This window comes from Proteus sp. HMSC14B05, from assembly GCF_001808035.1.
In the GTDB taxonomy this organism is placed as follows: Bacteria; Pseudomonadota; Gammaproteobacteria; order Enterobacterales; family Enterobacteriaceae; genus Proteus; species Proteus mirabilis.
Genome location: NZ_KV791983.1, coordinates 75,931 through 101,992, shown reverse-complemented (window position 1 = coordinate 101,992; position 26,062 = coordinate 75,931). Strand labels below are relative to the sequence as shown.

Genomic DNA, 26,062 nt, shown 5'->3' with positions numbered 1-26,062 from the left:
TATATAAATAATTATATATTGAGATTAAAATAATGAAACTAACACCTCTATGCTGTTTATTCCTTGTTCTACTGCCTTGCAGTGTAATAGCCAAGACAACTTACCAGCAATCAATCCCTGATGTATTAACCGTTTGGAGCAGTCCCATTGCGGCAAATCCCGATGTATTAACCCAACAACAAATGCTCGAACAAAATAAAGTCAATGCGGCACAAGCACTGGCAACATTACCTGGTATTGTGATGCAAAAATCAGGTAATCGTAACGAATATACCCTTAAAGTACGTGGTTTTGATAGTCGCCAAGTTCCGGTGTTCTTTGACGGTATTCCAACCTATGTGCCTTATGATGGCAATCTCGACTTAGCGCGTTTTACCACTAACGATCTCGCCAGTATCGAAGTTAACAAAGGTTATACCTCATTACTGCAAGGCCCTAATCTGATGGGAGGTGCAATTAATATCACCACCGCAACGCCTCGCAAACCATTAGAAGGTCATATTGCTTATTCGCAAGGTTTTGCTCGTGGTGCTGATTATGCTCATAACATGAGTGCTCGTTTAGGAGCACGTACTGAATATGGTTTTATCCAAATTAGTGGCAGTCAACTCCAGCAACGTTTTACCCCCATACCTAATGCAGATGAAAATAATAACACAGTGGGGACACATGGACGTCGTAGTCATTCAGCAACAGATGATAAACGAGGAATGATCAAAGTGGGTTGGACACCACGCGCTTCTGACGAATATACCCTCACCTATGTAAAACAAGATGGTAATAAAAATAGTCCACCGAATAGTGATCCTAATGCCAAAGGTCGATATAAATATTGGGCATGGCCAGATTATAATAAAGAGAGTTACTACTATAGTGGTGTGACACAACTTACGGATAGCATAAATCTACAAAGTCGTGCTTATCATGATAAGTTTGAAAATACTCTTTATATGTATCCTAAAAAAGGTAATAGGGTCGATTATAGCCATTATGATGATCACAGCACAGGCGCTGCATTACAATTCGGTATCGATACGAATGAAAGTGATCTACTCTCTTTTGCCGTACATTGGAAAGATGACGTTCACCGTGCCCAAAAAGAAAAAAATGGTGATTGGGTACGTTTTAAAGATAGAACTTGGTCATTAGCCACAGAATATCAATGGGTAGTGAGTAACGATCTTGATGTCGTTGGCGCCATAAGTTACGACTGGCGCAAAAGTATCGATACAGATAAAAAGGCTGATAACAACAAACAAAATGCCATTAACTGGGAAATCATGGCTAAATATTCATTAGCCAATGACGATAATATACGTTTTACAATCTCTGATCGCAGTCGCTTCCCTACCCAAAAAGAGCGCTATACCACCGAAAAACCCAAAGATGGATCAAGGGGGATTATTAACCCCAATTTAGATCCAGAACGCGCATTATCCTTTGATATGACCTACGAAGGTTATCTCAATGAGAAATGGGGCTACCAAACTAGCCTATATTACAATCGTGTAAGTGATGCCATTATGGCGCATACGCTTTATCGTCACGGTGAAGCGCTATTTCAAAACCAAAACAGTGGACGTGTTGATTATCTAGGCTTGGATATTGGTACTAAAGGGAAAATGACCGATTGGCTAGAACTTGGCCTAAATTATAGCTATATCCATAGTGATCCAAAGCAAGTTGACCATATTGAAGGTTTACCAAAACATAAAGCCTATATGTGGTTAACCTTTATTCCTGTTGAACAAGTGCGCTTTACTATTATGGAAGAAGCACAAAGTTGGACTTATAACCGTATAGATGAGAATAATAAACTGGCTGGCTATACAAAAACCGATCTACGGTTAGATTATGATGTTGGATATGGTATTTCAGTTAATGCTTCCATTAATAATCTTTTTGATAAATCTTATCAATATACACAAGGTTATATAGAAGATGGCCGTAATTATTGGTTAGGCGCTGAATATAAATTCTAATCAGCTCACTCAATTATAAGTAAAAGCGCTATTAAAAAATAATAGCGCTTATTTTTCAATATTCATAAATCCATATTATATGCAAAAAATAATCTATTAATAAAATATCAGAAACGTAAAAATCCTTTTGCCATTTCTAATAAAGTGTTCATTGTACTACTGACAATCTTAACAAAATTATCATAATTACTATTTGCTGTACTGTATTTTTTGGAAAGTTCATCTAAATTAGTGTTAATTTTCTTATCTAATGCGTCGATGGTTTTTCTGAATAACTCAAATTCTGTTTGATTAATATCATCCGTGTTAGATACCTTCTTAGATAGATCATTTAGCAATTTTTCTAGGTCAGTACAATCAATTCTACCTCGACAATCAATGTCAACATCAGGCTCCCCCCCACGCCTTTGTATTGATACGCTTATTCCATTTATACCTTTTAATAGTTTTTCTAACGCATCTGCCGCATTATTTACCTGTTGTAGATCGCTATAATGAACTTCTTGGCCATCAATGGTGCGTAAATATGTCCCATCCTTTTGATGTTGAAAAAACAAACGAGATTTAAAAACAAAAGGATCGTCGACAGTACCTGTTGGATTTTTATATTTATCTCTAATGTTAGATAAGTCATTAAAAAAAGATTTAAAATCAAAATTCACCGTACCTTCTTTACTTCCTGCTTTCTGATATTTATTTAAATTAGATATGGTTTGCCTTAGTTCATTGACAAAATTCATGTAGTTAGAAAAGATATCCTTTAATACATCTAGATAATCCGCTTTGCCTGAAACAATAGATTGTTTAACATTATTAAAAAGATCACTTAACGAATCAGTCTCATAACTATTATCTTTTTTTCTAAGATCATTTAGATCATTAGAAAATTGATTTAAAAAATTATTTTTATCATTAATGGTTTTATTATAATCATCATCTAAATAATAATATTTATCTGTATCAGGTAACTTCTCTATAAATTTATTCTTTCTATTATTATCATAATTCATATCTTGATATTCCCGATTAGGTTCCCAAGATAAAAAATCCTCATCTTCTAGCAGGTTTTCGAAATAATTATCAGTATTTACTCTAGTATTTAAATGAGGTAAATCGTTAATCCCCTCAGTATAAACTGAAATATCATTAGACATAATCTTAACCTTTTATATTAATAAAAGTTTATAAAAAAATATGATTTTATCTTTTAAATTAAGCTCTTACATTTGAAGAAATCGTAGAAGCTGCATCCTGCTGAGCATGAATTATCGCCTCTATTGCTTGTAATAATGCTCTTATGACTTCAGTCACTTCTCGCTGTATCTCATTGTTATTATTAATCACATTATTATTAATACTTCCTCTCGCATCCAATACTTTTTGTTCACCTTCAATTGTGCTACTTTCAGATTGCATAGTTTGGTCTGCAACCCTTGCTAATGGATCTGCCAAAGATGAAATAGTATTTCCCATCACTATGGTTGGATTGGAATGCCCAATAAGCTCTTTCCCCATCCCTTTAATAGAAAAAGTGGCTCCCATACCATGTATAGCCATAGAAATACCAGCACTAGTAATTGCAGAACCAATCATAATATTGGCTTTTTTATTAAGATTATCTTTTACTTTATCGGCTATATCCAATTCAATGTTCATTAGCATCACACCCATTTCTCTGGATGCTTCAAATTTTTTTATCATTGTTTCTAAATATTTAACAATGAGATCTATTAATTTTATCATATCGTCTGAAACAAAATTAAAAATTCCCGTTTTTTCTATTTTAGCATGATCGTAAATATCATTATCATTATCTACTTCTAATGAATCTAATATCTGTTTAAGATCTGGTTTGGTTATATGTTCTGGTTCAGATAAAACAGGCTTTAGATTAATTCTTTCTATTCCTGTTAATTTACTTAAGCTAGGTTCTACCTCTTTATATAACTTATTTCTATCAATAATACCTTCACCTTCATCAGAATTATTGATTGTAGTTTTATAGTGATTAGATACATTATCACTATTAATCTTCATACTCATATTTATACCTCACTAATTTTTTATTTAAATAGATATATTTCTTATCATGTCTGATTTTAATTTATTACTTACTGAAGATTTATCGCTGAGGTTTTTTAAAATATCTGTTATAGAATCAATATTCTCATGATAAGTTTCCATTATCTTATCCATTAATTTTTGAATAATATCTAAAACTGCAGTTAATTTTTTACTACCGGCAATAGACTGGATTATTTTTGACGCGATAACAGAACCATAAATATTAACAGTATTTGTTGCTGCTGAATTGGTTAACTTAGAAGCAACCACCGTTCTATTCAACATAATACTTGCTTTTTTAGAAATCTCTTTAGCTAACTGCTTATCAATTTTTTCCAGTGCTTCTTCAAGCGCTTTAATAATGATATCTTTGATCATTTTCCCCAATACCGCTTCAAGTCCATCATTGAGCACTTTTTTTAGTATTTGTCTAATTTGCTGATTCGATATTTTATTAACCGCATCTGAAATACCTTTCATGGCAGGCCCAATAACAAAACTCAATGCCGTAGCGGCAACAAATAAAACGACTGTGACAAGTATTTTAGTTGCCATTTTCAATTTGTCTTGTATTGAATTTTTCATCTCTTCGATGATTTTTTTATCTAGCCCTAATTCTTTGAGTCCATCCAAAGAACTATTAACTAAACTCACTAAGAAATCACTAACCTTATCGATAGCTTCCATAACCGCATCTGATATGGGTTGCATAATCTCATCCATAAAAGATTTATTATGAATAGATTGATACACCTCATCAGCAATAGTCAACCCAGTATCAGCAACAAATAAGGTTGTTGCGACTCCTACTAATATCATTGAAGAGCCAGCGGTAAAAATAGAAGAAACACCTGCAACAAGCGTTAATAATCCGCCTAATATTTTTAAACCAATACCAGCCCAAAACTGAATTTCTTCTTGTTTTTTGATTAATGATTTTTGCTCTTCAACTTTATCTTTAAGTGATTTTTCAGTCACCTCTTGCATTTCATTAAAAAGTTTCTGTTCACTTTCCGAACGATGTAACATGACCTTTAACGTCAACTCACGTGTCTTAGATAACAGAAATGTCAGTAATGACATGCCGGATAAAGAGTTAGATGCAATTTCAAGCTCCAAGGAACTTTGTGAAATAGTCAGTTCTTTAAATAGACCTCTTATTTCTGCTAATTGTTTTTTTATTGATTCACTTTCTTTTTTGTTGATCAATGCCTTTAATTCATCAGCATGTGAAGTAATTTTATTGATTTTATCTTCATTTAAAGAAATATTTGGTAGGTAATTAAAAGAATCATCAAAAAAACCATCCAATTTTTTAGATAAATTATCTAGTTCATCTAATGAAAGCTTAGAAAAATCACTAGGAAAGTTTAAGAAAGGGAAAACATCTTCAAGGGCTTTTTCCATATCCGCTTTAGAGTGAATATTTCCTAATAATAACTGTTGAATTAATGAATCAGGAATATTGCAATTATTTAAAAAACTTTTAACTTCAGACTCTTTTTTGAAATTCTTTTCTTTTATTTGGCTATAAACTTCCATCCAGTAATCAACAAAAGCACCTTTGGTTTTATCAAGCTCATTGAAGCCAGATTTAAAAAGTTCTTTTAAATCATCTATGCCATTAGATAGCTTTTGTAATTTATCTCTGTAATAATCAAATTTCTCTGGATCTTTAATTTTATTCAAAATATCTTCATGTATAACATGCTGATAAGATAATTGTAAAAATAAAAAATCATAATCTTTGTTGGATTTTTTATTTTCTAAATGATCGGGACCGGAAGTAGGTAATGATGAATTTTGTTGTGCAGATACGTCAAGATGATCATCTTTTTTTTTATTATTCTTCGGTTCTTCTTCTGCTAAGGAAGGCTTAGTATTGTCTTCATCATTTTCTAGTGAAAATGTCGTCATTTTATATTGTGGATCATCTTGAATATTAATTCTTTTCTCATTCCTCTCCTGTTCATGAGGAGCTCTAAGAAGTGGTATATCAAACTTACTTTGATTCTCCTTCTGTTGTTGAGTAGTCACATAATTACTTATATTATTAATTGCATTTGCTTGCTTAGTAGTATTTTTAATAACATTTTTTACTTCTTCAGAAACAAAAGGCGAAGCTAATCTACTATGTTCATTACTTTGATTAATCTTATTCATACTATTATTCCTTTTCTTCCTTTTCTTCCTCTTTATTAAGGACAACAAGAGGAATATCTTTTAATAGCTCTAAATAGCTATTAGCCTTCTCTTTTATCGTTTGATCATTAATATTTTGAGCCACCTGATGAAAACAATATTTAGCTTTTTCTTTTTCACCAATTGATAAATTACATTGTCCAGCATAAAAAACAGGTCGATAATCATTTTTAGCATTTAGATAAGCTAAAGCATAAAGATCGATAGCTGCTTGATATTGCTTTTTTAATTGATTAACTGCAGCAAGTCCCATAATGTAATCAACATTATAAAAATCATAGAGACATAAAAACTTAAAAATCGCCTCAGCTTCATCTAACTTCCCTTTCTGATAAAAATCATACGCAAATGAATAAATCCCTTCCATAAATCCATCTGGAATTTCACTTTCATCTTTGATAGATGCGCCATTTTGTACAATAGAAACAATGTAGTTTGCGAGCTGATCTAATTCTTTTTCTGACATTTTTTCATATGCTGACATTATGATAATCCTTTCATCTATGATGAATAATTAATAATAATATTCTAACTTAATTATTAATTACCCACTTTAATAAAACACACGTCTATATTCATAATTATAAATATTTCGACTAAATTTATTAATTATTGATATAGTCCATTTCTTCTCGAGATAACCCTTCAATTTCTACTCTTTTTAGCCAAATAAGAACATCCATAACATCTAATAAATCTTGATCTATTATCACTTCAAATAAATGATATTTATGATGTAACTTCCTTGCTAATTCAGGATAACGAATAACGGGTGTACCAACTTTTTTGGCATAGGCCTTTACCGCTAATGCTTTAGCATTAGTACAACTCAATGAAACTATTGGCATTATGCCATTATCAGGATCGAAGTAGATACCTACCGCGACATGTGTGGGATTGACAATAACAGCTGATGAGTCGCGGATCACACGTTTCATTGGCTCATCGAGTAATTCTTGATGAAGTTGTCTACGTACCGATTTTATTTCTGGATTTCCTTCCATATTTTTATGTTCTTGCTTAACTTCATGTTTTTCCATCATCATATCTTTTATGAATAAAAAGAAATCAGCAATAATATTTAAAATAAGAATAGGTATCGATAAAATAAAAAATATAAATATAAAACTAACAACTAATGAGCACCATTTATCAATCACCCCCTCTAAATCAGCGCGATATAGTATAACGACTTCCCCCATATGTAAAATCATGAAAACATAACAAGTTATTAAAAATATAATAATAAATAATAGTGTTTTTAAAAAATCTTTTATTGTTCTTATGCTAAATATTTTTTTAAATCCAGAAATGGGGTTAATATGATTAAAATCAATTTTAATTGCTTCAGTGGCAAGTTTAAAATGGGAGCTAAATAGAGAAGGGATTGCGCCAGATAAAAAAGTCACAATAATGATCGGTAGTACAATATCAAAGAATAATTTTGATATAACTTCAACATAGCTCTTTAAAGAAATACCTGTTGGATGCAGTAAAAGTGATTGATAAAATTGATTAAATTCATCCAACTTCACTTGATTAAATAAATATATAACACCAATGAAATAGACTAAACCAGAAACCAGTTCTTTACTTTTAAACGATTGTCCTTTTTTTGCTGAATCATCAAGCTTTTTCTGTGTTGGCTTTTCTGTTTTCTCAGCCATGATAAATACTCATAAAAATAGAATAAAAGTATCTACTGTTAAAAAAATGATATAATTCATTCGTCATTGCTGAGGTAAAAAAGAGCAGTAATACTAAAAAAGCGATAATACCTTTGATACAAAGAGAGAGAGAAAATGCATTTAGTTGAGGACAAAATAATGAATAAACCCCTAATGCAACTTCACTTAAAAACATAATAATTAATACAGGAGAAACCAAAATAATTGCCACTTTAACCATATCATTTAGCCAATGACCGATAAAATCGTAACCGATATTTTTATTAACATACCCAATAGGAAAAACATCGTAACTCTCTTTTATGGTACTCATTAAAACAACGAGCCCACCTGTAGCTAAAAAATAGGCCATACAAAACAATCCGGTTAATGACGCAAATTCTGACGATTCAATACCTGTAGTAGGATTAATTGTATCTCCTATGCTTGCTCCTCTTTGATTATCAACGAATTCTCCAAACGCAGAAGCTATCCAAAATGGCGTGGCAAGTAGCAAGCCGATAACTAGACCTATAATTAACTCACTAATTAGAACAATAGCCCAAGTCTCTCTTAAAACCCCTGTTATCGTGATGCTAGGTTTTATTCCTAATGCTATATAAAAAATAATAATATATTTTAATAATTGACTATTGAGAACTCGACTATTGAGGAATGGAATAAACATAAAAATAGGAAATAATCTAGCAATGAGCAAAAAAATATCGATTAAATAAGATTGTATATATTGCAACAGTACTAGCATGATCGTTACCCAGCTAACCCAATCGTCAACATCTCTTTAGCATAAATTAGTAACTTATCTCCCATCCATCCCATCATCATAAGTAAACAAACAAAAACCCCCACAAGCTTGACACCAAAAGGTAAAGTTTGCTCTTGTATCTGTGTGATCGTTTGCAATAGCCCAATAAGCAATCCAATAAAGGTCGCGATAGCAATAGGCGCAGCTGAAAGCAATATAATCAAATAAATAGCTTTATTAGCCGCATAAACCATATCCACTAGTTCACCGCCATCAAATCAAGATATTGATTAATGAGTCCCTTAGATAACAGTCCCCAACCATCCATAGCGATAAATAAAATAAGTTTTAAAGGTACAGATAATGTAATAGGGCTCATCATCATCATACCTAATGCTAATAAAATGCATGAGACAACTAAGTCAATAACAATAAAAGGCAAATAAAGATAGAAACCTATAATAAAAGCAGATTTTATCTCACTAAGTGCATATGCCGGTAATAATGATAAGAGTGAATTTTCTATGTTTTCTTTATCACCATCATTATTTGGTCTATTCTCTTGCGCTTGTTCAAAAAAAGCTAATAAATCAGGATCTGAGTAATGATATAGGTATTTTTTATAATCGCCTAACGCCTCATTTGAAAATGACTCGATCGCATCTGGAGATGACATATCCACTTTATTTTCAATAACATAGTAACAAATATTTTTAGTAATTGGTGTCATAACAAAAAGCGCCATCATTAAAGCGATAGCATTAAGTACCATATTAGAAGGAACTTGCTGCACACCTAATGCATTACGAGTCATGACTAAAACGATAGAAAACTTTAAATAACAAGTTCCTGCAGCAATAATAAAAGGAGCCAATGTGGCAAGAGCTAGGATCAAGATTAATTGTGTTGAGCTTTCCATATGTTATTCGCATTTTATAGATAATTTATTAATTTCTACCGCTAACATATCTTTAATTTTGATTAATTCTCCTTGGGCAATAGCTTTACCATTTGCTAAAATATTGATATGACGAATGGCATTATCAGGTAAAATAAATTTCTTCCCTGGTGTTAATTCTTCAAGTTGATCAATTGATAATGTTTTATTGGCTAAAAGAAAAGATATTGTAATCGGAATAGCGCCAATTGAATTTAAATCAAGTGATTGAGCTAAATCAATGCTGTCTTCTATTATGGCATCGTTTTGCTCATCCTCTTCATTTTCTTCACTATTTTCAACAATAGCATCTAATGTCACACAATTACCCTCATCCCATGAAAAATAAAAATATTTTTTATCACCAACATTAAAAGAAAAATGGATATCATCTATTAATAAAACATCCCCTGGTAATATTGTTTTTAATAATGAAAGTGATATTTTACTGTAACCTAAAATAAAACTTGTTATAAAACCTATTTTATTTTTTGGAAATACTGTCAATTCATATTTCCATTTAATATCGCAAATAAAAACATGACCTAATGTGGTATCTACACAAGGATAGCAAGATCCTTTTTCAGCACCTAAACAGATATTATCAACACATGATGACATTGGCTCTTTAGAAAAAGGAAATAATAATGTTGATAAAGATTGTGAAAAAAGAGCAATTAAATAGTTTTCAGGTACTAATTCCCAATCAATTTTTTTTTCAGGATATAAGTTATCCATGACTTGACTAACTGAAATTAACGCCGTTAAGGTTCCTAATTTATTCTCACATCTCAATACAAAATATAGCTGTTTTTCTGTTATTTTTTTTGTACCAAAGATAGAAGATAATATTACCATGTCATTAATTTTATTTGTTTCTTTATGGTTATTATCTACCTCTACGTTAATACTCATTCATTTTCATCCTCTCTTCCATAAATAGCATTAATAGAGTTGATATACCACGATTTATTTTTATGGCTATTAGTTAGATCTATGGATAATCCCCCATCATATTGCTTCAAATTCTCTAATGCTGTTTGATAAACGCGTCCTGAGGAGGCAATTAACTGAACTTGTTTATCAATAAAATGAATTTTAGCCTGATGATAACGACTCTTCCATTTTGTAAATGTATAAGTAATGCTTGGTGGTAGAGTCAACATAGATATTTTTTTATCTATTACTTGCCAAGCAGGTAGCTGTGAAACCATTTTGGCTACTTTTGGTAATGCAATTACCGTTTTTATTGGTGTAACTTGCGAAGAAAAAGGAACAACTTTATTAGTTTCAGTGATATTTTCTTGATAAATTTCCGGTTCTTCTTTTGTATCAACTTTTGATACGTTATTTAGCGGCATTGCCATACTAGACTCAATATTTTTGTATGCACTGTTATTCTCTTTCTGATGAATTTGAGCCTGTTTTTCCTGCTTAGTTGCACAGCTAACTAAATCAACATTATCATTATTAACGGGTTCTTTTTTAATTATTTTTTCTACTAACTTAATATACCGTTGTTGATTTATTTTTTTATCTACGAAAATAGGAAATACTGAACTCTTTTTTGCCGATAAGAATTCATTAACCATCGTTTTAACATTGTTTTTTCTTATTATGTCTTTAATGACAGTTTTTTCTTCTATTCCTACATGGGGTTGTAGTTTGTATTTATCTATCTTAGATGTTTTTTTATTTATTCTCTGATCAGTGAGCTGTGCTTTTTTTTCTTCTCTTCCTATATATAAAGAGTTAAATCCTTTTTTTATATTTATATCTAAAGATATTTTTTTAGTTTTAGAACCACCAGATGATAATAAATACCGATGACTTAATAGCAAACCTTCATAATTTTCTGGCGTTTTATCTTCCTGAAGATCTTGCTCATCGTTATGACTGGCAATATTGTCTTTTAAACTCGCTATTTTTTTAAGTATATCTAATTTTTCTGCTAATTTTTTTATACTTTCAGGTGTAAGCTGACATTTATTCAAATACCTATTTACGCTATAAGACTCAGTTGGAATATCACTTTCCGTTTTTTCACTAGATAGCGTCATCTTATTTGAGTTAGATATTCCCTGAACCATATAATGCTATCTCCTGTATTTCATTCTGCTCTAACCTTTCAATATATAGCTCTTTCTCTAATGCTTTTCTTTCAAAATAAAGTGTCATTTTATTTTGTTTTTTGACGGCCTTTTGTCGTTGTTTTTTTAGCGCCTCACTCTGTTTTTCTAAATCATTCAGTTTATCCTTTATTTCTTCAACTTGAGCGACATAAAAATTTATTGAATGTAAAACAATAGCTTGCTTCCTTCTTTGTTGATGAAACGAATGAATTGAATAAATACCGGCTTTTTCATAAGCGGGTACTTCACTCTTTAAAGCACTAATTAATTGCTCTTGCTCTTTTTTCTTCTGTTCAGCTTCTGTAATAAGTTTTTTATATTTTAATTGTTCTTTTTCTATTTTTTTTTGCCGTTGGGCAATGGCACTAATCAATGCTTGATGTTTAAGCGGTAATCTCATACATTTGTTCTAATGTTTGTTGAAAATCGGCTTTTTCTTTAAAGGATTGAGTAAGAAAGCTTTCTATCTTGGCTTGTTTTCTTACCGCGATATCATTTAATTCGTTATCTCCTTCATGATATTCTCCTAACTCTTGCAATAACTTAACATCTTGTAATCGCATCAATATTTGTCTTATTTTTAAAGCAGATTTTTGTTGTTTACTATCAGTGACTTGTTGAAAAACCCGACTCACACTACCTAATACATCAATAGCAGGATAGTGCCCTGATGCTGCTATTTTTCGAGATAAATAAATATGTCCATCTAAAATAGAACGAATTTCTTCACCGATCGCATCTGGCTCATCATCACTCTCTAATAAAACAGTATAAAATGCCGTAATGGAGCCTGTTTTTGTTACCCCTGGACGCTCTAAAATAGCGGGAAGTTTATCAAATACAGATGCTGGATATCCTTTACGTACGGGCAACTCACCCGCTGTTAATGCGATATCCCTTAACGCTCGACAATAACGAGTCATAGAATCAATAAATAAAACGGCATTTTTTCCTTGTTGACGAAAATATTCGGCAACCGTTGTTGCCACTAAAGCCGCATTACACCTTTCTACCGCTGATTGTTCTGAAGTTGAGCAAATTAAAACCGTATTTTCACATCGCTTATGTTGCTTTAATTCTTCAATAAACTCTGTAACTTCTCTTCCTCGTTCACCAATCAAGCCAATAACAAAAACATCGGCCTGTGCAAAACGGATAATCATATTCATTAACATCGTTTTACCCGTTCCTGCACTAGCAAAAATCCCCATTCGTTGCCCCAATCCACAACTTAATAATCCATCAATAGCACGTATACCTGACTTAAATAGTGTTGTAATAGGCAGCCTATCACTAAACAAAGGTGGCCGACCTTCGATAGGACATAAGGTATTAAAGGTCTTCTCTGCTATTTCTGTATTAAATCGTAATAAGCAATTTCCTTTACTATCAATCATGCTGCCTAATATATGTGGGCCTAGGGCAACTGAAAATGTTTTTCCTGTTGGCTCAACTATAATTTGTAAAGAGTAACCTTGAGCGCTTCCCATCATACTTAATATTGCTATGTTATTATGAAACCCAATAACAATAGCTTCACCGAGAATATTTTCACTGAAAATATTCTCTTTTAGTTGGCAGACCTCCCCAATAAAAACATCACGTAACATCACTTCTAAAATATTTCCTTGTATTCGTAAAGGATGCGCTGCGTTATGAAACATTAGAAATCGGGCGTTCATTATTTAGCCAATAAACCGTTGATGTATACTATTCATAATTTGAAAATAGTCATCAATGGCTCTTGCCATGCTTTCTCCATTTTGCAATGCAATTGGCATAAATGATGCTCTTAATTCTAAAGAGTCCTCAATTCTCACCAAGGCCGGTTGTCCCGGGTAAAAACTTTCTGTTTGATTATTGATGCTATCTAATAATAATTCGGCACTAATTTGTGTAAGTAATTTTTCATCATAATCACAAAGCACCGACCAAATCATAGGAACCTCGTCAACAACCAATAAATTAATATCTGGCATATCACCTAAACTAATGGTAATGGTTGAATGGTTATCGATTGATTTCCCCCCTGAAAATAAATCATTCCGACCAATAACATTCATTGCATCCATAAGTAAGCTAGCAAGATCAAAAGACATAATCACTCCTAAATAGATTGTAATACATTAATTTCAATATCAGATGTTATCTCATCATAAGATAATACCGGTATTTGAGGATATTGAGTTTCTATTAGTTTTTTTACAAAACGCCTTATATCTATTGATGTTAAAAATATATAATCCTGAATATATTTAATATCATCAATAACCATAGATATTTTTTCTATTATCATATCTAATTCAGCAGGTTCTAAATTCAATAATGTGCCAGAAGAACTTTGTCTTATTCCACTACGAATTATCTCTTCCATATCGTTAGATAAGATAATTGCATTAAACTTCCCATCGGTTGAAAAAAAATAACTAATATAACGAGCAAGAAGCGTTCTAATGTGTTCAGTAAGTAGCACGGGATCTTTTTCTTTGCTCCCCCATTGAACTAAGCCCCCTATAATAGTCTTTATGTTTCTAATAGGAATTTTTTCTTGTACTAATCGTTGCAAAACATCATTTATCCTCTGAATAGAAACTTGCCTATAACACTCTTTTAAAAGCTCAGGGGCACTCTTTTCTAATTTATCAAGGATATCTTTTGTTTCTTGAATACCAAGAAACTCTGTAATATTTAATGTGATCAGATCAGAGAATTTTCTATAAAAGTAACTTTCTGAACGTTCCGCTTTGTAACCTAATGGAGCTAATTTAGATTCATCATCACGCTCAATCCAATAATGGGTTTTATTATCATCTTCAATACTTATTAAGTTAAAGCCTAAAGAGAGCAATTCATCATTAGGATTTTCTATATGAAAAAGAGGAAAAGGACAATTAAGTTCTTTTGCTTTAACTTCGTTAATTAAAATAATAATTTCATCGTCATCTATTTTATCTGAATAGTGAATCACAATATCTGGTAATAATATACCATATTGTAAAATAAATTCTTTTTGTAACCATTTTTCAAAAACTATTTTTGTTAAATATGGTTTTTTCTTAGTAGAAAGAGTGATGATTAATGGCAAAGTTTCAGCTTGTGATAAGGTAATATTTTCTGTTAATAAACTATTATCTACTTCTTCCCCATGTTTACCAGAAAATAAATTTGACATAAGTCCTTTTTTACTGTCGGCATTAGTAGCATTATGATTATCTTTTTCATCTTCTGTTTTATATTCTTTTTTACTACTCTTCCATTTTATTTTAAAAAAGTAAACGCCAAGCATTACAGATAAAATAAGAAAAACAGGTGTGGGAAATCCTGGTAAAAAACCGATACCAAAAGCCAAAATAGCTGTAACAAGCAAAGCAAAATCTTGTGCCAATAGCTCATTCATAATGCTATAGCCCAAATTATTATTTTCACCACCGACACGTGTTACAATAAATCCGGCACTAATAGAGATAAGTAAAGCAGGAATTTGTGCAACTAATCCATCCCCTATCGTTAAAAGTGTATATGTATGTAATGCCTCTGTAATAGATAACCCCATTTGAGCCATACCTACCGATATGCCACCAATTAAGTTCACGAAGATAATGACAATGCCGGCTATCGCATCCCCTTTTATAAATTTCATGGCACCATCGAATGAACCATATAATTGACTCTCTTGTCCTAACTCTTTCCTTCTGATCTGAACTTCTTCATTCGTAATGATCCCTGATTTTAAATCAGCATCAATACTCATTTGTTTTCCAGGCATACCATCCAAAGAAAAACGAGCCGCGACCTCCGCTACTCGTTCAGATCCTTTAGTAATCACGAGAAATTGCACTATGGTCACAATGGAAAAGACAACAAAACCTACAACAAGATTTTCACCAATGACAAACTCACCAAATGAGGTAATGATCTCTCCTGCATCGGCATCTAATAATATAAGACGGCTAGTGCTTATTGATAAAGCAAGCCGGAAAAGAGTTGTTATAAGCAATAATGCAGGAAATGTCATAAAGTTCAGTATACGTTTAATATAAAATGAACTCATAAAGATAAGAATTGCAATAGTAATATTTAAACCTATAAGAAAGTCGACCAAATAAGTTGGCAAAGGTATAATTAACATCATTATAACCAGTATCATCACTGATAGTACGATAAGTTCTGGTTTGTTTTTTATTGCTAATAGAAACTTATAAATCATAAACTTTGCCAATAATTAATTGTTTTTTATTTTCTTAATTGATATTGCTCTTGCTTAATATAATTATCTATAATTTTTTGTATCATTATTTGGCATTCATTTCTAAAATCATCAGATAAGTATAATAATTCAGGATATTTATTGAACATTGTCTTTAACTGTTGTAGCAACCTCATTTTTATTTTAATAAAATAACCTTTCCATTGATTATCCATAAGTGATATTAAATATTTTTCCATTTGTTCTGGAGATATCATTCCATTAATAGTTAGTTGATAAAAATCATCTTCTTTTATAAAACTCTTTAAATCTTCTTTAACTAAATTTTCTATATTCATTTCTATAAAGCTATATAATAATCGTAATTTATTTACCTTTTCCAAAAGATAACCAAACTCTGAACTTTGGGAGCAACTTGGCATTAACGATTTCATATCACAAATCAAGCTCTGTGTTAGAAAATTCAAAATAATTGAACATTTTTTTATATCATATTTTTCTATCCACATTTTGAAAAAATAAATAGGTTCAATATCCAGAATAATGTAACTACGGTAAAGGTCTCTTAATACTGATGCATCTAAACAAAGTAATTTAGCAAAGGCTTTAGCTTGGAGAGCAATATTAATGCCCGCCTTAATTTGCTTACCCTCCTCACCTGCAAGTAACCTATTGATCTCATTTTCAATACCTGCATCTAATTGTGCACCTAATTTTTTTTTCCTAAGTAATTCTCGTAAAACCATAACGAGATCACTAGGATCAGGGAACATTTTACGTAAATATTGCAATAATTCCTGTAAACTTCTCCCCGATTTTCTAAATTGAAGCATCACCTTATCAAGTTTCTCATCAGCACCATCTTCTGCAATATATAAAGCTTCTTGCCCTTTATTGGCTTTTTTGTCTAATAATTTTCCTAATCGCTGAGAGAAAAGAGTTGCCACCATAGACATATCATCAGATATTTCTATTAATTGATTTTGATAATTTTCACTTTCGTTTATTTGTGGTTGCTTATATTCTATGTCTTGCTGACTTTCTTTACTAATACTGTTGCTGGCACCATTTGTCGAAGTTGCAGTATTAATTGGTCCGATCATAATATCACCTCATAAATGCCTGAATTTGTTTTAGCGCTTGAGATGTTTTTTTATCCATCGGTAAAAATGGGTGTTCAGTTAAAGAGTCCAATCCGTGCGTATCAGTTTTATCTAATAAACGCGGTTGTAACATAAAAATACGCACCATTTTTTTATTATTATCTGACTGATAGCTAAATGCTCGGCCAACTAAAGGTATAGCACTTAAAAAAGGAATTTTGTTTTCTGCTTTTATGTTATCTTCTCGTGTATATCCACCAATTAATAAACTACCGCCTTCAGAAACTCGGGCCACGGTGCTGATATTTGTGCGATTAATAACAGGTAATTTTTCAATCCCTTCTTCTCTATCTTCATCATCACTTTTTTTCTCGGCGCCATCTTCAAGATTGATAATCATCTCAATCTCTTGGTTAGTATTACTAATACGAGGCAATACACTGATCATAGTGCCGAATGTTGTAGATTCTAATGAAGCAACTCGCTCACCTTTAATTTGTGTATAAAAGGTGGTGTTATTATCAAATATGGCGGGGGTATTTTCTTGAGTTAACAAAATAGGACGAGAAACCATTTTAGCTTCCCCTTCCTCACTGAGTGCTTTGATTTTACTTAAAAAACTAAAACCAGATACAGCACTTAAACTAGCGGTATTAAAGAAAAATGTATTTTTACCCGAGCCATAACTCCCCTGCCAATTCACCCCCAAACTATCGGCTTTACTTTTAGAAATATCAATTATCCATAATGACAATTCAACTTGTCTTTTCGGTTTATCTAATTGTGAAATAAGTGAGCTAACTAAAGCTAAACCTTCTCGACTCGTTTTAACCAACAGGCTATTTGATCCAGGTAAAGGAACGAGTTCAACATTATATTTGCCCATTTGAGTGATAATCGGTGAATGAGTATCTTGTATATCGTTGGTAATTTTATCATCCTGATATTTATCATTATCTTCGATAATCTCACGCGCTCTTCTGACTGTTTTTTCTTTCTCTCCCGATGGCATAAATAGCTGTTGCAAAACCGTTGTTATACCTGGTAAAACCACTTTTTCATCACGTAATATATAGGTTCTATCTTGTACAAAAGTGTTTTTTAATGGAAATATCTGCACAAACTCATCGCCATAACGAGAGCTTCCGGTTGGAACTTGATTATTGATATTTTCATTAATTTGTTCTTGTACATCATTATCCAAAAGCTCAGCAGCAGCCTTAACTAGGCTAATATAAATAGGAGGACCTGAGAGATAAAAAGTACGCTGATCGTGACCTGCACGTAATGGGTAGCGGAGATCATATAATCCAACATCTTGTAGATACTCTTTCAGTTTACTCAAGCTGATATTTTTCACTTGAAATAGCTGTTGCTGTATCTCATTATCGCGATAAATATAAATAGATTCTCCGTCATTAAAATAAAGTAATGACAAACGCTTTACCATTAATTCAAAGGCGTCTTCAGGTGAAGAAATATCAAATTTTCCACTGATCCGCTCTTTTTTTACTGCGCTGCTTAGAATAAAAGGTTTATTTAATTTATCTGATAGCACTAGGAAAAACTGTTCAATATGTGTATTTACCGCAACAAAAACATCAGGTTTTTTAACCTGATGTGTATAAATAACCTTTCCTTCTGCCGCTTGAGTTGGCAAAAAGAAGCTATAAAAAATGATAATTCCAATGATACAGTAAATTTTATTTTTTATGTTCATAAAGATATTGGCCAATTCGCCGAAATTCAGTTGGTGTAATACCAAATAATGTCTTAATTTCATTAGAAAAATGAGATGCTGAACTAAAACCATTATCGACTGCAATCTGAGTCAATGATTCATCTGTTGATAGCGTTGTCAAAATAGAAGATGCCGCACGCCATGAACGTAATTGACTTTTACCACAATTACCTAAATAACGTTTACACAGCCGTCTAAAATGTGTCCCAGATACACCATATCGTTCACCTATTTGTGCAATATTGCTTTTTTTCTCATCCAAATAACTAATCAGATGTAATATAAGCCAGTAACTTTCACTGTGTCTTATTGTCACAAAAAGAGGTTCTAATTGGCTTTCATCTTTCAGTGCCTCATTAATAATCAGATGTTCTAATGTTCCACTCCCCTCTTTTATATAAAAAATTTGTTGATTAATATCAAAATTAGTGCCAACTGCTGTCATTTTTGAAAAATCTCTAGCATAATCAATAAATGCCAATAATCTGGCACAAATAAAAAATGATCTCTTTTCAATACGCCATGACTGATTTTCTGATTGAAAAATAACATTTTCATTTTTTGAATTATAAATAAAAGCCTTTCCCTTTATAATTTTAGTCGTTTTATCATCGTATATTCTTATTGGATATTCATCATTTAAAGGAATGCACATGAATAATAAATTCCCTGATAAAATATTTTTATCGCCACTTATTTTTATATCATTTATTAACATGGTAAATACCTCAGCCTATACTTATAATCTATTAAGGGTTCAAAAAAACAAACTATTTTTCAAAATGTTATTATAGCCATAATTTATAGAACACTATAATAATATAGCCTAGAATTAACTTTAAAAATAAATAACAATTCTCATTGATTATTATTAAAAAAACAACAGTAATATATCAACATTTATTTTCAAATAAAACACCTATGTTTTTTTAAAGAATTTTATTGTTTATATGACTAAAATATATTTATAACATGAATTAATTAATATTTATTATTGGGTTAACTCTATGCTGTATTATATTTATGTTCTCAGTGGTCCTTTAAAAGGGATAATAACGCCTTTGCTACCTAATCAATACTCATTAATTCTACATAGTAAAGAACATATTGAAAATAAAATAGAAAATGAGAAATTAACACTTTACATTCCTTGCAACAAGAAAGAACATGAAAAGATAATTACGATTATGCTTGATGAGCATAATACAAAAAATAATAAATATAAAATAGAAGATGGTTTAATTTCTAAAGAAATTAGCAAAGAACTACCATTAGAACTCGATAAGCCTATATATATCAATAATTTTCCTATTTTCTTAATTAGTCATAAAGATGATTTGTCTATAACATCTTTTGATTTAAATTCAAAAAAATGGACAATTAATAGAAAAATCATTGTATCATTTATATTTGTTATTGCATTTTTTATAGTATCATTTACTTTTATGAATGTATCAAAACCATTAGAAAATAAACCAAAGGAATTGGCTTTTAAAAGTTCATATTCAAATGAATTCAAAGGAGAAAATGGTTATTTATGTATTTACACTGAACCTTACTCTTCTAAAAATTTAATAAAAGATAGTGATTCAAAAACAAAAATTTCATTTTTGAACAAAGAAAAAATTATCAAATTAGCAACTAATAATAAAATTCACGTTACTTTAAAAGACAACACTAAACCTATAGTGAGTTTTTTTTATTATAATAAAAATGAAAAGTTAAAAATCATTCAAGCCATCAATGACAATTTTCCCAAAAATTGTCAGCCAATCATAAAAGAATTATCAATTGCTAAAATTGTTGAAGAGATAAACAAGCTAAATTTCACTAAAACAATAGGATATACTATTGAAGAAAAAAATAACGGCTTAATTTTTATCTTTGATGATAAGCTAAGCGTAAATGACAAAGAAAAATTTAATGCTTATATAAAAAAACAGGCAGCTTTTTTTGGAAGAAAATTTATTTTTTATCGTGAAAATAAAGTTAATATCAACTTGAAAAATAAAGCAATGCTACAAGAAGATAATGGATATATTTTTCTTGATAATCAGCATCGTTATTTTCCTCAAGGATAATCAAGATATGATGAGTAACATAACAAATTTAAGCACAAAGGAGTAATTTATGGCTGCGAGTCTTGTTGAAACAGATGTAAGTTCAATTAGTAAAGTTGACCAATATTTTCATAAACCTGTGAAAACCCAAAGCTATGAGTTATCTGAAGCCTTAGAAGCATTAAAAGCTGATACATCTAATGCCGCGGCATTAGCCGAATATCAAGCCAAACTTGCCGAATATAATATTACACGTAATGCCCAATCTACATCAATCAAAGTCATTAAAGATCTAGCAATGAGTATTATTGGTAATATGCGTTAACATGAGTTTTACGGAGGTTATGTATGGCTATTGCACCTATTATTCCCGTTAATTTAACCAAAGAACTACAAGATACAAGTGATGATAGTTTATCGACTATCATGGTAAATGGCATTATTAGTAGTATGCAATATGAAAAAAAGATACAAGAAAAGTTAACAACATTAAGCCAATTAGGTGATGCCCAAAGTTATACGAATTTACAAATAGAACTTAGCGATTATTCAATTACGATGAGCTTAGCGAGTACGTTAGCAAGAAAATCTCTCAATATTGTGGAAACACTACTTAAGGCTCAATAGTAATGAATAGACGGTATTTGTTATTACTATTTTTATGTTGCTTACTTCCTTTATTAAACGGTTGTAAGGATCAATCACTGCTCACTAATTTAAGTCAAAGGCAAGCAACTGAAATTCAAGCGGTGTTACAGAAACACCAAATAACAAGTACTCGTACTGCGTTAGGAAAAGGATTATTTGAGATCTCAGTTAAAAAGGAAAATATAGGGATTGCTATTCAAATATTAGAAGAATATCAATTACCAACAATTTCTCGTATTGAAATTACACAATTATTTCCATCAGATGCATTAGTTTCATCGCCTCAAGCTGAAAAAGCACGTTTAATTTCAGCCATTGAGCAACGGTTAGAACAATCATTATTAACCATTGATCATCTTATCGATGCGAGAGTACATGTCAGTTATCCACTATCATCAAATGATCGTATAACGCCAACACCTCATGCTTCTGCTTTAGTTTTCTATGAAGATGGCATGATAGATAGTGATCAGCTAAGTGACGATGTTCGTGCTTTTATCCATAATGCTTTTAATGATATGGATGAGAGTAATATTACTGTTTTATTATATCCACGGAATATCAATAAATTTACGATATTAAATAATCAACTTCACCAAGATAATACGACATCATTGAGTAATTCTTGGTTACTCATAGGGTTATCAGTAATTAGTTTAATTATAATAATTATGGTCATATTGATTATTTATCGTCGTAAACAAGTCAATAAAATGGTAAGCGAGAATGAGTAATCTGACTGCTGAACAATTTAAATTGATCTCTAATGTAATGTATGAACCGTTAAGTTATATCCATTCAGACTACGATGTATTAGCATCGCCAAAAGAAAATACTCTATGGCAAAAAATAGCTAATCGTCATTTAATTCAGCAATATCAACTTATACTGCATATTGATTGTGAGATTGATACTACCGTAGAAAAAATATTTACTCATTGGCACACTCTTCCTCGTTGTGCTTTATTTTTAGGTTATTTTTATTCTCGTCATACACTATTAGCACAAAATTATTATCATTTAGAACCTTCATTAAAAGCATTTTTAGCTCTCTATCCTATGTTAAATAGGACTATCGATAGCAAAATATTACTGTCACTAAAAGTTATTTCCCCCATAGATATTGGCTATCAATTACTATTTAATTTTATTAAGCTAATATCGAACGCACTAGCTCAACGTTTTAAATTACTTTTTTCACCAAAATCTTTATCAATTAATATTGAATTTCCTAAATCACTTGTTTTATCTCCTACACTTTTTTTACTGGTATTAAATTATGCTACGCTTGTTACCTGACAACCTTTTAAAATATACCTGTGAAGGTGTATTAATACGAGCTCACTATATACGACAGCTCGATAATATTCATAAAACAACATTAGCGACCAAGCAGGCAGCAAAAAAAATGCTGCATCACTTTAATCATAAACTAGATAAACTTCGTAATAAGGTAGCTAACGAAGCTTATGCTAAAGGATTACAGGTTTTATTAGCTGATATAATAAGATTCTCAATTGAATATCAAGAAAAATTTGTACAATATGAATTTCAGCAACGAGAACAACTCGTCGCAACGATTGGAGAATTCTTAGATTCACCTGAAATACAAGTTAAACTCACTCAATATCTGATGTCATCTGTTCCTCTTGAGCAAAAAGTAACACTCGATATTCCCACAACACTACAGCGCTATTTTGAGAGTGAACTCGACAATAGCAATATTAAGTTAAACTGCCATAACAACAAGACCATTGCTATTCATACCGGTGATCAAATTACTTTTTTTGATCCTGCCATATTTCTCAACGATCTAAGAGCACAATTTCATCGGCCTTTTTCTGAAACTTATCAACCGATTTTTGAGCAAAACATCAAACAACTGCTATTAAACTTTATCAATACATTTACCCCCTCAGACGATCTTTCTTCAAGAAAGCCAATTTTAAACGAGGATAACAATGAAAATTGATCCTTTCCGCGCACAGCAGGTATATAACTCTCCTTCGACTTTATCTAGTGCTAACAATATTTCGAGAAAAGGATCAGATCCTATTATCGAAAATTTGAAACTGACTTTTTATCAAGATTTAAGCAAGGCGGATCTTAGCCATGCTAATGATATTCTTACTTTATTAGACCAATTTGATGTCAAAGATGGAGGTAATCAAACGTTAAAAGAGAAGCGACAAATAGCCTTATTAGTTTATGCACACCAACAAAGTGAATTAGAGCATCATGAAAATAAAAACTTAATTAATCAAGCACTAATTTCACGGCTATCTTATCAAGGTTTTTACCATCAAGTCACCCAAGAATTATTAGGTATGATCGATAACAATGATGAATTCGAAGGTTTTTTTAAGCCTGATAGGGTGACATTTTCATTGTGATCATAACATTTGAGCACCAGGCCCTTTTTCTCCTAAAATATCATCAGGGTTACGTAATGGGCAATCATTTAATGATAGGCATCCACAGCCAATACAGTGATCAAGTCCATTACGTAATCGCTTAAGACGCCGAATACGCTCATCGAGCCGTATTTTCCAATCCGTTGATATTTCATGCCATTGTTCTGCAGTTAATTTACTATTTGGTGGATATTTCCCTAATATTTCCTGAATTTCTTTTAATGGAATACCTGTACTCTGCGCTGCTTTAATAATTGCCACATAACGGAGTACCACTGACGGGTAACGGCGCTGATTTCCAGGGCTCCGAGAACTTTTTATCAATCCTTTTTCTTCATAAAAATGCAGTGTAGAGATGGGTACACCACTGCGTTTTGCCACTTCGCCAACCGTGAGCGCTCGATTAAAATCTATTTTCTCTTTACTCATTTGCTACCTTTTTTATTTTTCACTTGACCTCAAGTTAACTTGAGGTTTTATAGTCTTGTCCCAATACAAAGTCAAGTCAGCCAATTGCCTGATTTTTATTTTTAAGTTTATTGAGGACTGATACATGCCTAACTCAATTGCACGTATTCTTGAAAGCCAAACATTATGGATTGTCGCAAGAGTGCTAATTCTATTGTTATTTTTATCATCGGGCTTTGCCAAGGTATTTGATTATGAGAATAGTTTGGCTGAGATGCGTGCAGCAGGATTAAACCCTGATTGGTTTTTTAATCTTGCCAGCGCCATTGTTTTATTCGCCGGATCGATTTTAGTCCTTTTTGATCGTTACCTATGGTTAGGTGCTGGCGCATTAGCCACTTTCTTATTTTTAACCATTGTGATTGTACATACGTTTTGGAATATGACCGGCGATAAAGCGATGTTATCCATGTATTTTGCGATAGAGCATACCTCTGTGATTGGAGGACTAATGGCAACCGCAATGGCTAGCCACTTCAGAGCATTATGGAAAAAATTCAACTCATAACACCCTAAAAATAGATAAAAACTTCACTATGGGATCGGCGGTAAAATGAATAAGAAATTGACGTTAACTTTATGTGCCTCACTATTTTTATTAAGTGCAGGGGCAATGGTTTATGCAACAATGGGATCTGATGAAGATGAAACACAGCCATTTGCTTATCCACCAACAAAAGTGGCATTAGCAACCGCGCAATCCGCTGAATTACCCAATACCATGCATGGTGTTGGAGAATTGGAAGCTGCTAGACAAGTCTATTTAGCGGCAGAAACAAATGGGCGCATCGCCACTATCCACTTTGCATCAGGACAGACCGTCACCGCGGGACAAATCTTAGTAAAATTAAATGATGAGCCAGAGCAAGCGGAATTATTACGCCTACAAGCACAACTAACTAATGCAGAAAAACTTTATTCAAGAACTCGCCAACTTTATAGTAAAAATGTGGCTGCAGCAGCACAATTAGATAGTACGTTATCAGAGCGCGATATGATTGTAGCCTCTATCCGTGAAGTGAAAGCGCGCATTGCACAAAAAACAATTAAAGCTCCCTTTGATGGTATTGTCGGCATAAAACTCGTGCATGAAGGACAGTATCTAAATGCTGGGGAACGTGTTGCCTCATTAGTGGATGCAAGCCACTTAAAACTTAACTTTTCACTCGATGAGCAAGTGGCGCCACAGCTTTCAACTCATCAACCTATTAATATTGCAGTTGATGCTTATCCTAATCAAACATTTACCGGCTCACTTAATGCCATAGACCCTCTTATTGGCCCTTCTCGCACTGTGCAAGTACAAGCCATTTTACCGAATACCGATAACAAATTAAAAGCGGGCATGTTTGCTCGTGTTCAAGTTACCTCCCCTACTCGTCATCAGGCATTAACCGTACCAGAGACAGCGGTTACTTATACTGCCTATGGGGATACCGTGTTTGTAGCGCAATCTGACAATCAAAAAAACCTTATCGCTAAGCGTGTCTCTGTGAAAGTTGGATTGCGCTACAACGGCCTTATCGAGATCAAAGAAGGCTTAAATCAGGGAGATCAAGTTGTTACCTCAGGGCAAATCAAACTTAGTGATGGCACCTCAATAGCCCCCATAGAGCAAGATACGTTAACACTGGCCCAATCTACTACTCGTCAACCATAACAGGAGTGTTT

The 26,062-nt window shown here is 32.1% G+C and carries 28 protein-coding genes; 10 read left to right on the top strand and 18 right to left on the bottom strand.

What is annotated here, in order from left to right; all coding sequences use genetic code 11:
- Positions 1-32: 32 nt before the first annotated feature.
- Positions 33-1,982 (top strand): TonB-dependent receptor plug domain-containing protein, encoded by a 1,950-nt coding sequence (locus HMPREF3129_RS06250; protein ID WP_036919134.1) that lies wholly within the window; start codon positions 33-35, stop codon positions 1,980-1,982.
- 107 nt (positions 1,983-2,089) lie between these two features.
- Here the strand turns inward: HMPREF3129_RS06250 and HMPREF3129_RS06245 are convergent, their stop codons facing one another.
- The 17 genes from HMPREF3129_RS06245 to HMPREF3129_RS06165 form a co-directional block, all read right to left on the bottom strand.
- Positions 2,090-3,136 carry an IpaD/SipD/SspD family type III secretion system needle tip protein gene (locus HMPREF3129_RS06245; protein WP_017827364.1) on the bottom strand — a complete coding sequence of 349 codons (1,047 nt, stop codon included), beginning with the start codon at positions 3,134-3,136 and terminating at the stop codon, positions 2,090-2,092.
- 58 nt (positions 3,137-3,194) lie between these two features.
- Positions 3,195-4,025 carry a hypothetical protein gene (locus HMPREF3129_RS06240; RefSeq protein WP_036919137.1) on the bottom strand — a complete coding sequence of 277 codons (831 nt, stop codon included), beginning with the start codon at positions 4,023-4,025 and terminating at the stop codon, positions 3,195-3,197.
- A gap of 24 nt (positions 4,026-4,049) precedes the next feature.
- Positions 4,050-6,209 carry a type III secretion system translocon subunit SseC family protein gene (gene sctE / locus HMPREF3129_RS06235; RefSeq protein ID WP_036919140.1) on the bottom strand — a complete coding sequence of 720 codons (2,160 nt, stop codon included), beginning with the start codon at positions 6,207-6,209 and terminating at the stop codon, positions 4,050-4,052.
- A 4-nt stretch (positions 6,210-6,213) separates the two neighbouring features.
- Positions 6,214-6,732, bottom strand: coding sequence for a type III secretion system translocator chaperone SicA (sicA, locus tag HMPREF3129_RS06230; protein WP_004245829.1), 519 nt, complete (start codon positions 6,730-6,732; stop codon positions 6,214-6,216).
- Between the two features lie 121 nt (positions 6,733-6,853).
- Positions 6,854-7,915 (bottom strand): EscU/YscU/HrcU family type III secretion system export apparatus switch protein, encoded by a 1,062-nt coding sequence (locus HMPREF3129_RS06225; RefSeq protein WP_004250135.1) that lies wholly within the window; start codon positions 7,913-7,915, stop codon positions 6,854-6,856.
- Positions 7,908-8,681 carry a type III secretion system export apparatus subunit SctT gene (gene sctT, locus HMPREF3129_RS06220; protein WP_020946301.1) on the bottom strand — a complete coding sequence of 258 codons (774 nt, stop codon included), beginning with the start codon at positions 8,679-8,681 and terminating at the stop codon, positions 7,908-7,910. The genes HMPREF3129_RS06225 and sctT overlap by 8 nt, the downstream gene beginning before the upstream one ends.
- A gap of 5 nt (positions 8,682-8,686) precedes the next feature.
- Positions 8,687-8,935, bottom strand: a complete 249-nt coding sequence (gene sctS, locus HMPREF3129_RS06215; RefSeq protein WP_004249210.1) for a type III secretion system export apparatus subunit SctS — start codon at positions 8,933-8,935, stop codon at positions 8,687-8,689.
- Positions 8,936-8,940: 5 nt separating this feature from the next.
- Entirely contained in the window at positions 8,941-9,600 is a 660-nt protein-coding gene (locus HMPREF3129_RS06210; RefSeq protein WP_036919144.1) for an EscR/YscR/HrcR family type III secretion system export apparatus protein, read from the bottom strand.
- Between the two features lie 3 nt (positions 9,601-9,603).
- Positions 9,604-10,533: a FliM/FliN family flagellar motor switch protein gene (locus HMPREF3129_RS06205; RefSeq protein ID WP_036919145.1), complete on the bottom strand. Its 930-nt coding sequence runs from the start codon at positions 10,531-10,533 to the stop codon at positions 9,604-9,606.
- Entirely contained in the window at positions 10,530-11,708 is a 1,179-nt protein-coding gene (locus tag HMPREF3129_RS06200) for a hypothetical protein (RefSeq protein ID WP_036919148.1), read from the bottom strand. The genes HMPREF3129_RS06205 and HMPREF3129_RS06200 overlap by 4 nt, the downstream gene beginning before the upstream one ends.
- Entirely contained in the window at positions 11,689-12,150 is a 462-nt protein-coding gene (locus HMPREF3129_RS06195; protein WP_004245836.1) for a hypothetical protein, read from the bottom strand. Before HMPREF3129_RS06195 ends, HMPREF3129_RS06200 begins: the two co-directional genes overlap by 20 nt.
- On the bottom strand, positions 12,134-13,432 hold the full coding sequence (gene sctN, locus HMPREF3129_RS06190; RefSeq protein WP_036900336.1) for a type III secretion system ATPase SctN: 1,299 nt from the start codon (positions 13,430-13,432) through the stop codon (positions 12,134-12,136). The genes HMPREF3129_RS06195 and sctN overlap by 17 nt, the downstream gene beginning before the upstream one ends.
- Positions 13,433-13,435: 3 nt before the next feature.
- Positions 13,436-13,849 (bottom strand): InvB/SpaK family type III secretion system chaperone, encoded by a 414-nt coding sequence (locus tag HMPREF3129_RS06185; RefSeq protein ID WP_004245838.1) that lies wholly within the window; start codon positions 13,847-13,849, stop codon positions 13,436-13,438.
- Positions 13,850-13,857: 8 nt separating this feature from the next.
- A complete protein-coding gene (locus HMPREF3129_RS06180) occupies positions 13,858-15,957 on the bottom strand; it encodes an EscV/YscV/HrcV family type III secretion system export apparatus protein (RefSeq protein ID WP_036919151.1) in 2,100 nt (699 codons plus the stop codon).
- Between the two features lie 26 nt (positions 15,958-15,983).
- Positions 15,984-17,060, bottom strand: coding sequence for a type III secretion system gatekeeper subunit SctW (gene sctW / locus HMPREF3129_RS06175; protein WP_004245840.1), 1,077 nt, complete (start codon positions 17,058-17,060; stop codon positions 15,984-15,986).
- Positions 17,061-17,064: 4 nt separating this feature from the next.
- A complete protein-coding gene (gene sctC, locus HMPREF3129_RS06170) occupies positions 17,065-18,780 on the bottom strand; it encodes a type III secretion system outer membrane ring subunit SctC (RefSeq protein ID WP_004249201.1) in 1,716 nt (571 codons plus the stop codon).
- Positions 18,764-19,519, bottom strand: coding sequence for a helix-turn-helix domain-containing protein (locus tag HMPREF3129_RS06165; RefSeq protein ID WP_004245842.1), 756 nt, complete (start codon positions 19,517-19,519; stop codon positions 18,764-18,766). The genes sctC and HMPREF3129_RS06165 overlap by 17 nt, the downstream gene beginning before the upstream one ends.
- Positions 19,520-19,808: 289 nt before the next feature.
- Between HMPREF3129_RS06165 and HMPREF3129_RS06160 the strand changes: the two genes are divergently transcribed.
- The 7 genes from HMPREF3129_RS06160 to HMPREF3129_RS06130 are packed head-to-tail and all read left to right on the top strand — an operon-like array spanning position 19,809 to position 23,902.
- Positions 19,809-20,882: a hypothetical protein gene (locus tag HMPREF3129_RS06160; protein WP_012368476.1), complete on the top strand. Its 1,074-nt coding sequence runs from the start codon at positions 19,809-19,811 to the stop codon at positions 20,880-20,882.
- Between the two features lie 49 nt (positions 20,883-20,931).
- Entirely contained in the window at positions 20,932-21,186 is a 255-nt protein-coding gene (gene sctF, locus HMPREF3129_RS06155; protein ID WP_012368477.1) for a type III secretion system needle filament subunit SctF, read from the top strand.
- Between the two features lie 23 nt (positions 21,187-21,209).
- Positions 21,210-21,488, top strand: coding sequence for a type III secretion system inner rod subunit SctI (gene sctI / locus HMPREF3129_RS06150; protein ID WP_004245846.1), 279 nt, complete (start codon positions 21,210-21,212; stop codon positions 21,486-21,488).
- A 2-nt stretch (positions 21,489-21,490) separates the two neighbouring features.
- On the top strand, positions 21,491-22,243 hold the full coding sequence (gene sctJ / locus HMPREF3129_RS06145; RefSeq protein WP_004245847.1) for a type III secretion system inner membrane ring lipoprotein SctJ: 753 nt from the start codon (positions 21,491-21,493) through the stop codon (positions 22,241-22,243).
- Positions 22,236-22,808 carry a type III secretion protein gene (locus HMPREF3129_RS06140; protein WP_036919153.1) on the top strand — a complete coding sequence of 191 codons (573 nt, stop codon included), beginning with the start codon at positions 22,236-22,238 and terminating at the stop codon, positions 22,806-22,808. Before sctJ ends, HMPREF3129_RS06140 begins: the two co-directional genes overlap by 8 nt.
- On the top strand, positions 22,789-23,481 hold the full coding sequence (locus tag HMPREF3129_RS06135; RefSeq protein ID WP_036919155.1) for a hypothetical protein: 693 nt from the start codon (positions 22,789-22,791) through the stop codon (positions 23,479-23,481). Before HMPREF3129_RS06140 ends, HMPREF3129_RS06135 begins: the two co-directional genes overlap by 20 nt.
- Positions 23,471-23,902, top strand: coding sequence for a hypothetical protein (locus HMPREF3129_RS06130; RefSeq protein WP_004249195.1), 432 nt, complete (start codon positions 23,471-23,473; stop codon positions 23,900-23,902). Before HMPREF3129_RS06135 ends, HMPREF3129_RS06130 begins: the two co-directional genes overlap by 11 nt.
- Here the strand turns inward: HMPREF3129_RS06130 and soxR are convergent, their stop codons facing one another.
- Positions 23,903-24,352, bottom strand: a complete 450-nt coding sequence (gene soxR / locus HMPREF3129_RS06125; RefSeq protein ID WP_004245851.1) for a redox-sensitive transcriptional activator SoxR — start codon at positions 24,350-24,352, stop codon at positions 23,903-23,905.
- Positions 24,353-24,476: 124 nt separating this feature from the next.
- Between soxR and HMPREF3129_RS06120 the strand changes: the two genes are divergently transcribed.
- Positions 24,477-24,899 (top strand): DoxX family protein, encoded by a 423-nt coding sequence (locus HMPREF3129_RS06120; RefSeq protein ID WP_004245852.1) that lies wholly within the window; start codon positions 24,477-24,479, stop codon positions 24,897-24,899.
- 45 nt (positions 24,900-24,944) lie between these two features.
- Positions 24,945-26,051 (top strand): efflux RND transporter periplasmic adaptor subunit, encoded by a 1,107-nt coding sequence (locus tag HMPREF3129_RS06115; RefSeq protein ID WP_004249194.1) that lies wholly within the window; start codon positions 24,945-24,947, stop codon positions 26,049-26,051.
- Positions 26,052-26,062: the final 11 nt, after the last annotated feature.

What these genes read in the sequence shown, in the direction of transcription:
- HMPREF3129_RS06250 (WP_036919134.1), top strand. Translation starts at nt 33, where the DNA reads ATGAAACTAACACCTCTATGCTGTTTATTCCTTGTTCTACTGCCTTGC.
- HMPREF3129_RS06245 (WP_017827364.1), bottom strand. Translation starts at nt 3,136, where the DNA reads ATGTCTAATGATATTTCAGTTTATACTGAGGGGATTAACGATTTACCT.
- HMPREF3129_RS06240 (WP_036919137.1), bottom strand. Translation starts at nt 4,025, where the DNA reads ATGAGTATGAAGATTAATAGTGATAATGTATCTAATCACTATAAAACT.
- sctE (WP_036919140.1), bottom strand. Translation starts at nt 6,209, where the DNA reads ATGAATAAGATTAATCAAAGTAATGAACATAGTAGATTAGCTTCGCCT.
- sicA (WP_004245829.1), bottom strand. Translation starts at nt 6,732, where the DNA reads ATGTCAGCATATGAAAAAATGTCAGAAAAAGAATTAGATCAGCTCGCA.
- HMPREF3129_RS06225 (WP_004250135.1), bottom strand. Translation starts at nt 7,915, where the DNA reads ATGGCTGAGAAAACAGAAAAGCCAACACAGAAAAAGCTTGATGATTCA.
- sctT (WP_020946301.1), bottom strand. Translation starts at nt 8,681, where the DNA reads ATGCTAGTACTGTTGCAATATATACAATCTTATTTAATCGATATTTTT.
- sctS (WP_004249210.1), bottom strand. Translation starts at nt 8,935, where the DNA reads ATGGTTTATGCGGCTAATAAAGCTATTTATTTGATTATATTGCTTTCA.
- HMPREF3129_RS06210 (WP_036919144.1), bottom strand. Translation starts at nt 9,600, where the DNA reads ATGGAAAGCTCAACACAATTAATCTTGATCCTAGCTCTTGCCACATTG.
- HMPREF3129_RS06205 (WP_036919145.1), bottom strand. Translation starts at nt 10,533, where the DNA reads ATGAGTATTAACGTAGAGGTAGATAATAACCATAAAGAAACAAATAAA.
- HMPREF3129_RS06200 (WP_036919148.1), bottom strand. Translation starts at nt 11,708, where the DNA reads ATGGTTCAGGGAATATCTAACTCAAATAAGATGACGCTATCTAGTGAA.
- HMPREF3129_RS06195 (WP_004245836.1), bottom strand. Translation starts at nt 12,150, where the DNA reads ATGAGATTACCGCTTAAACATCAAGCATTGATTAGTGCCATTGCCCAA.
- sctN (WP_036900336.1), bottom strand. Translation starts at nt 13,432, where the DNA reads ATGAACGCCCGATTTCTAATGTTTCATAACGCAGCGCATCCTTTACGA.
- HMPREF3129_RS06185 (WP_004245838.1), bottom strand. Translation starts at nt 13,849, where the DNA reads ATGTCTTTTGATCTTGCTAGCTTACTTATGGATGCAATGAATGTTATT.
- HMPREF3129_RS06180 (WP_036919151.1), bottom strand. Translation starts at nt 15,957, where the DNA reads ATGATTTATAAGTTTCTATTAGCAATAAAAAACAAACCAGAACTTATC.
- sctW (WP_004245840.1), bottom strand. Translation starts at nt 17,060, where the DNA reads ATGATCGGACCAATTAATACTGCAACTTCGACAAATGGTGCCAGCAAC.
- sctC (WP_004249201.1), bottom strand. Translation starts at nt 18,780, where the DNA reads ATGAACATAAAAAATAAAATTTACTGTATCATTGGAATTATCATTTTT.
- HMPREF3129_RS06165 (WP_004245842.1), bottom strand. Translation starts at nt 19,519, where the DNA reads ATGTTAATAAATGATATAAAAATAAGTGGCGATAAAAATATTTTATCA.
- HMPREF3129_RS06160 (WP_012368476.1), top strand. Translation starts at nt 19,809, where the DNA reads ATGCTGTATTATATTTATGTTCTCAGTGGTCCTTTAAAAGGGATAATA.
- sctF (WP_012368477.1), top strand. Translation starts at nt 20,932, where the DNA reads ATGGCTGCGAGTCTTGTTGAAACAGATGTAAGTTCAATTAGTAAAGTT.
- sctI (WP_004245846.1), top strand. Translation starts at nt 21,210, where the DNA reads ATGGCTATTGCACCTATTATTCCCGTTAATTTAACCAAAGAACTACAA.
- sctJ (WP_004245847.1), top strand. Translation starts at nt 21,491, where the DNA reads ATGAATAGACGGTATTTGTTATTACTATTTTTATGTTGCTTACTTCCT.
- HMPREF3129_RS06140 (WP_036919153.1), top strand. Translation starts at nt 22,236, where the DNA reads ATGAGTAATCTGACTGCTGAACAATTTAAATTGATCTCTAATGTAATG.
- HMPREF3129_RS06135 (WP_036919155.1), top strand. Translation starts at nt 22,789, where the DNA reads ATGCTACGCTTGTTACCTGACAACCTTTTAAAATATACCTGTGAAGGT.
- HMPREF3129_RS06130 (WP_004249195.1), top strand. Translation starts at nt 23,471, where the DNA reads ATGAAAATTGATCCTTTCCGCGCACAGCAGGTATATAACTCTCCTTCG.
- soxR (WP_004245851.1), bottom strand. Translation starts at nt 24,352, where the DNA reads ATGAGTAAAGAGAAAATAGATTTTAATCGAGCGCTCACGGTTGGCGAA.
- HMPREF3129_RS06120 (WP_004245852.1), top strand. Translation starts at nt 24,477, where the DNA reads ATGCCTAACTCAATTGCACGTATTCTTGAAAGCCAAACATTATGGATT.
- HMPREF3129_RS06115 (WP_004249194.1), top strand. Translation starts at nt 24,945, where the DNA reads ATGAATAAGAAATTGACGTTAACTTTATGTGCCTCACTATTTTTATTA.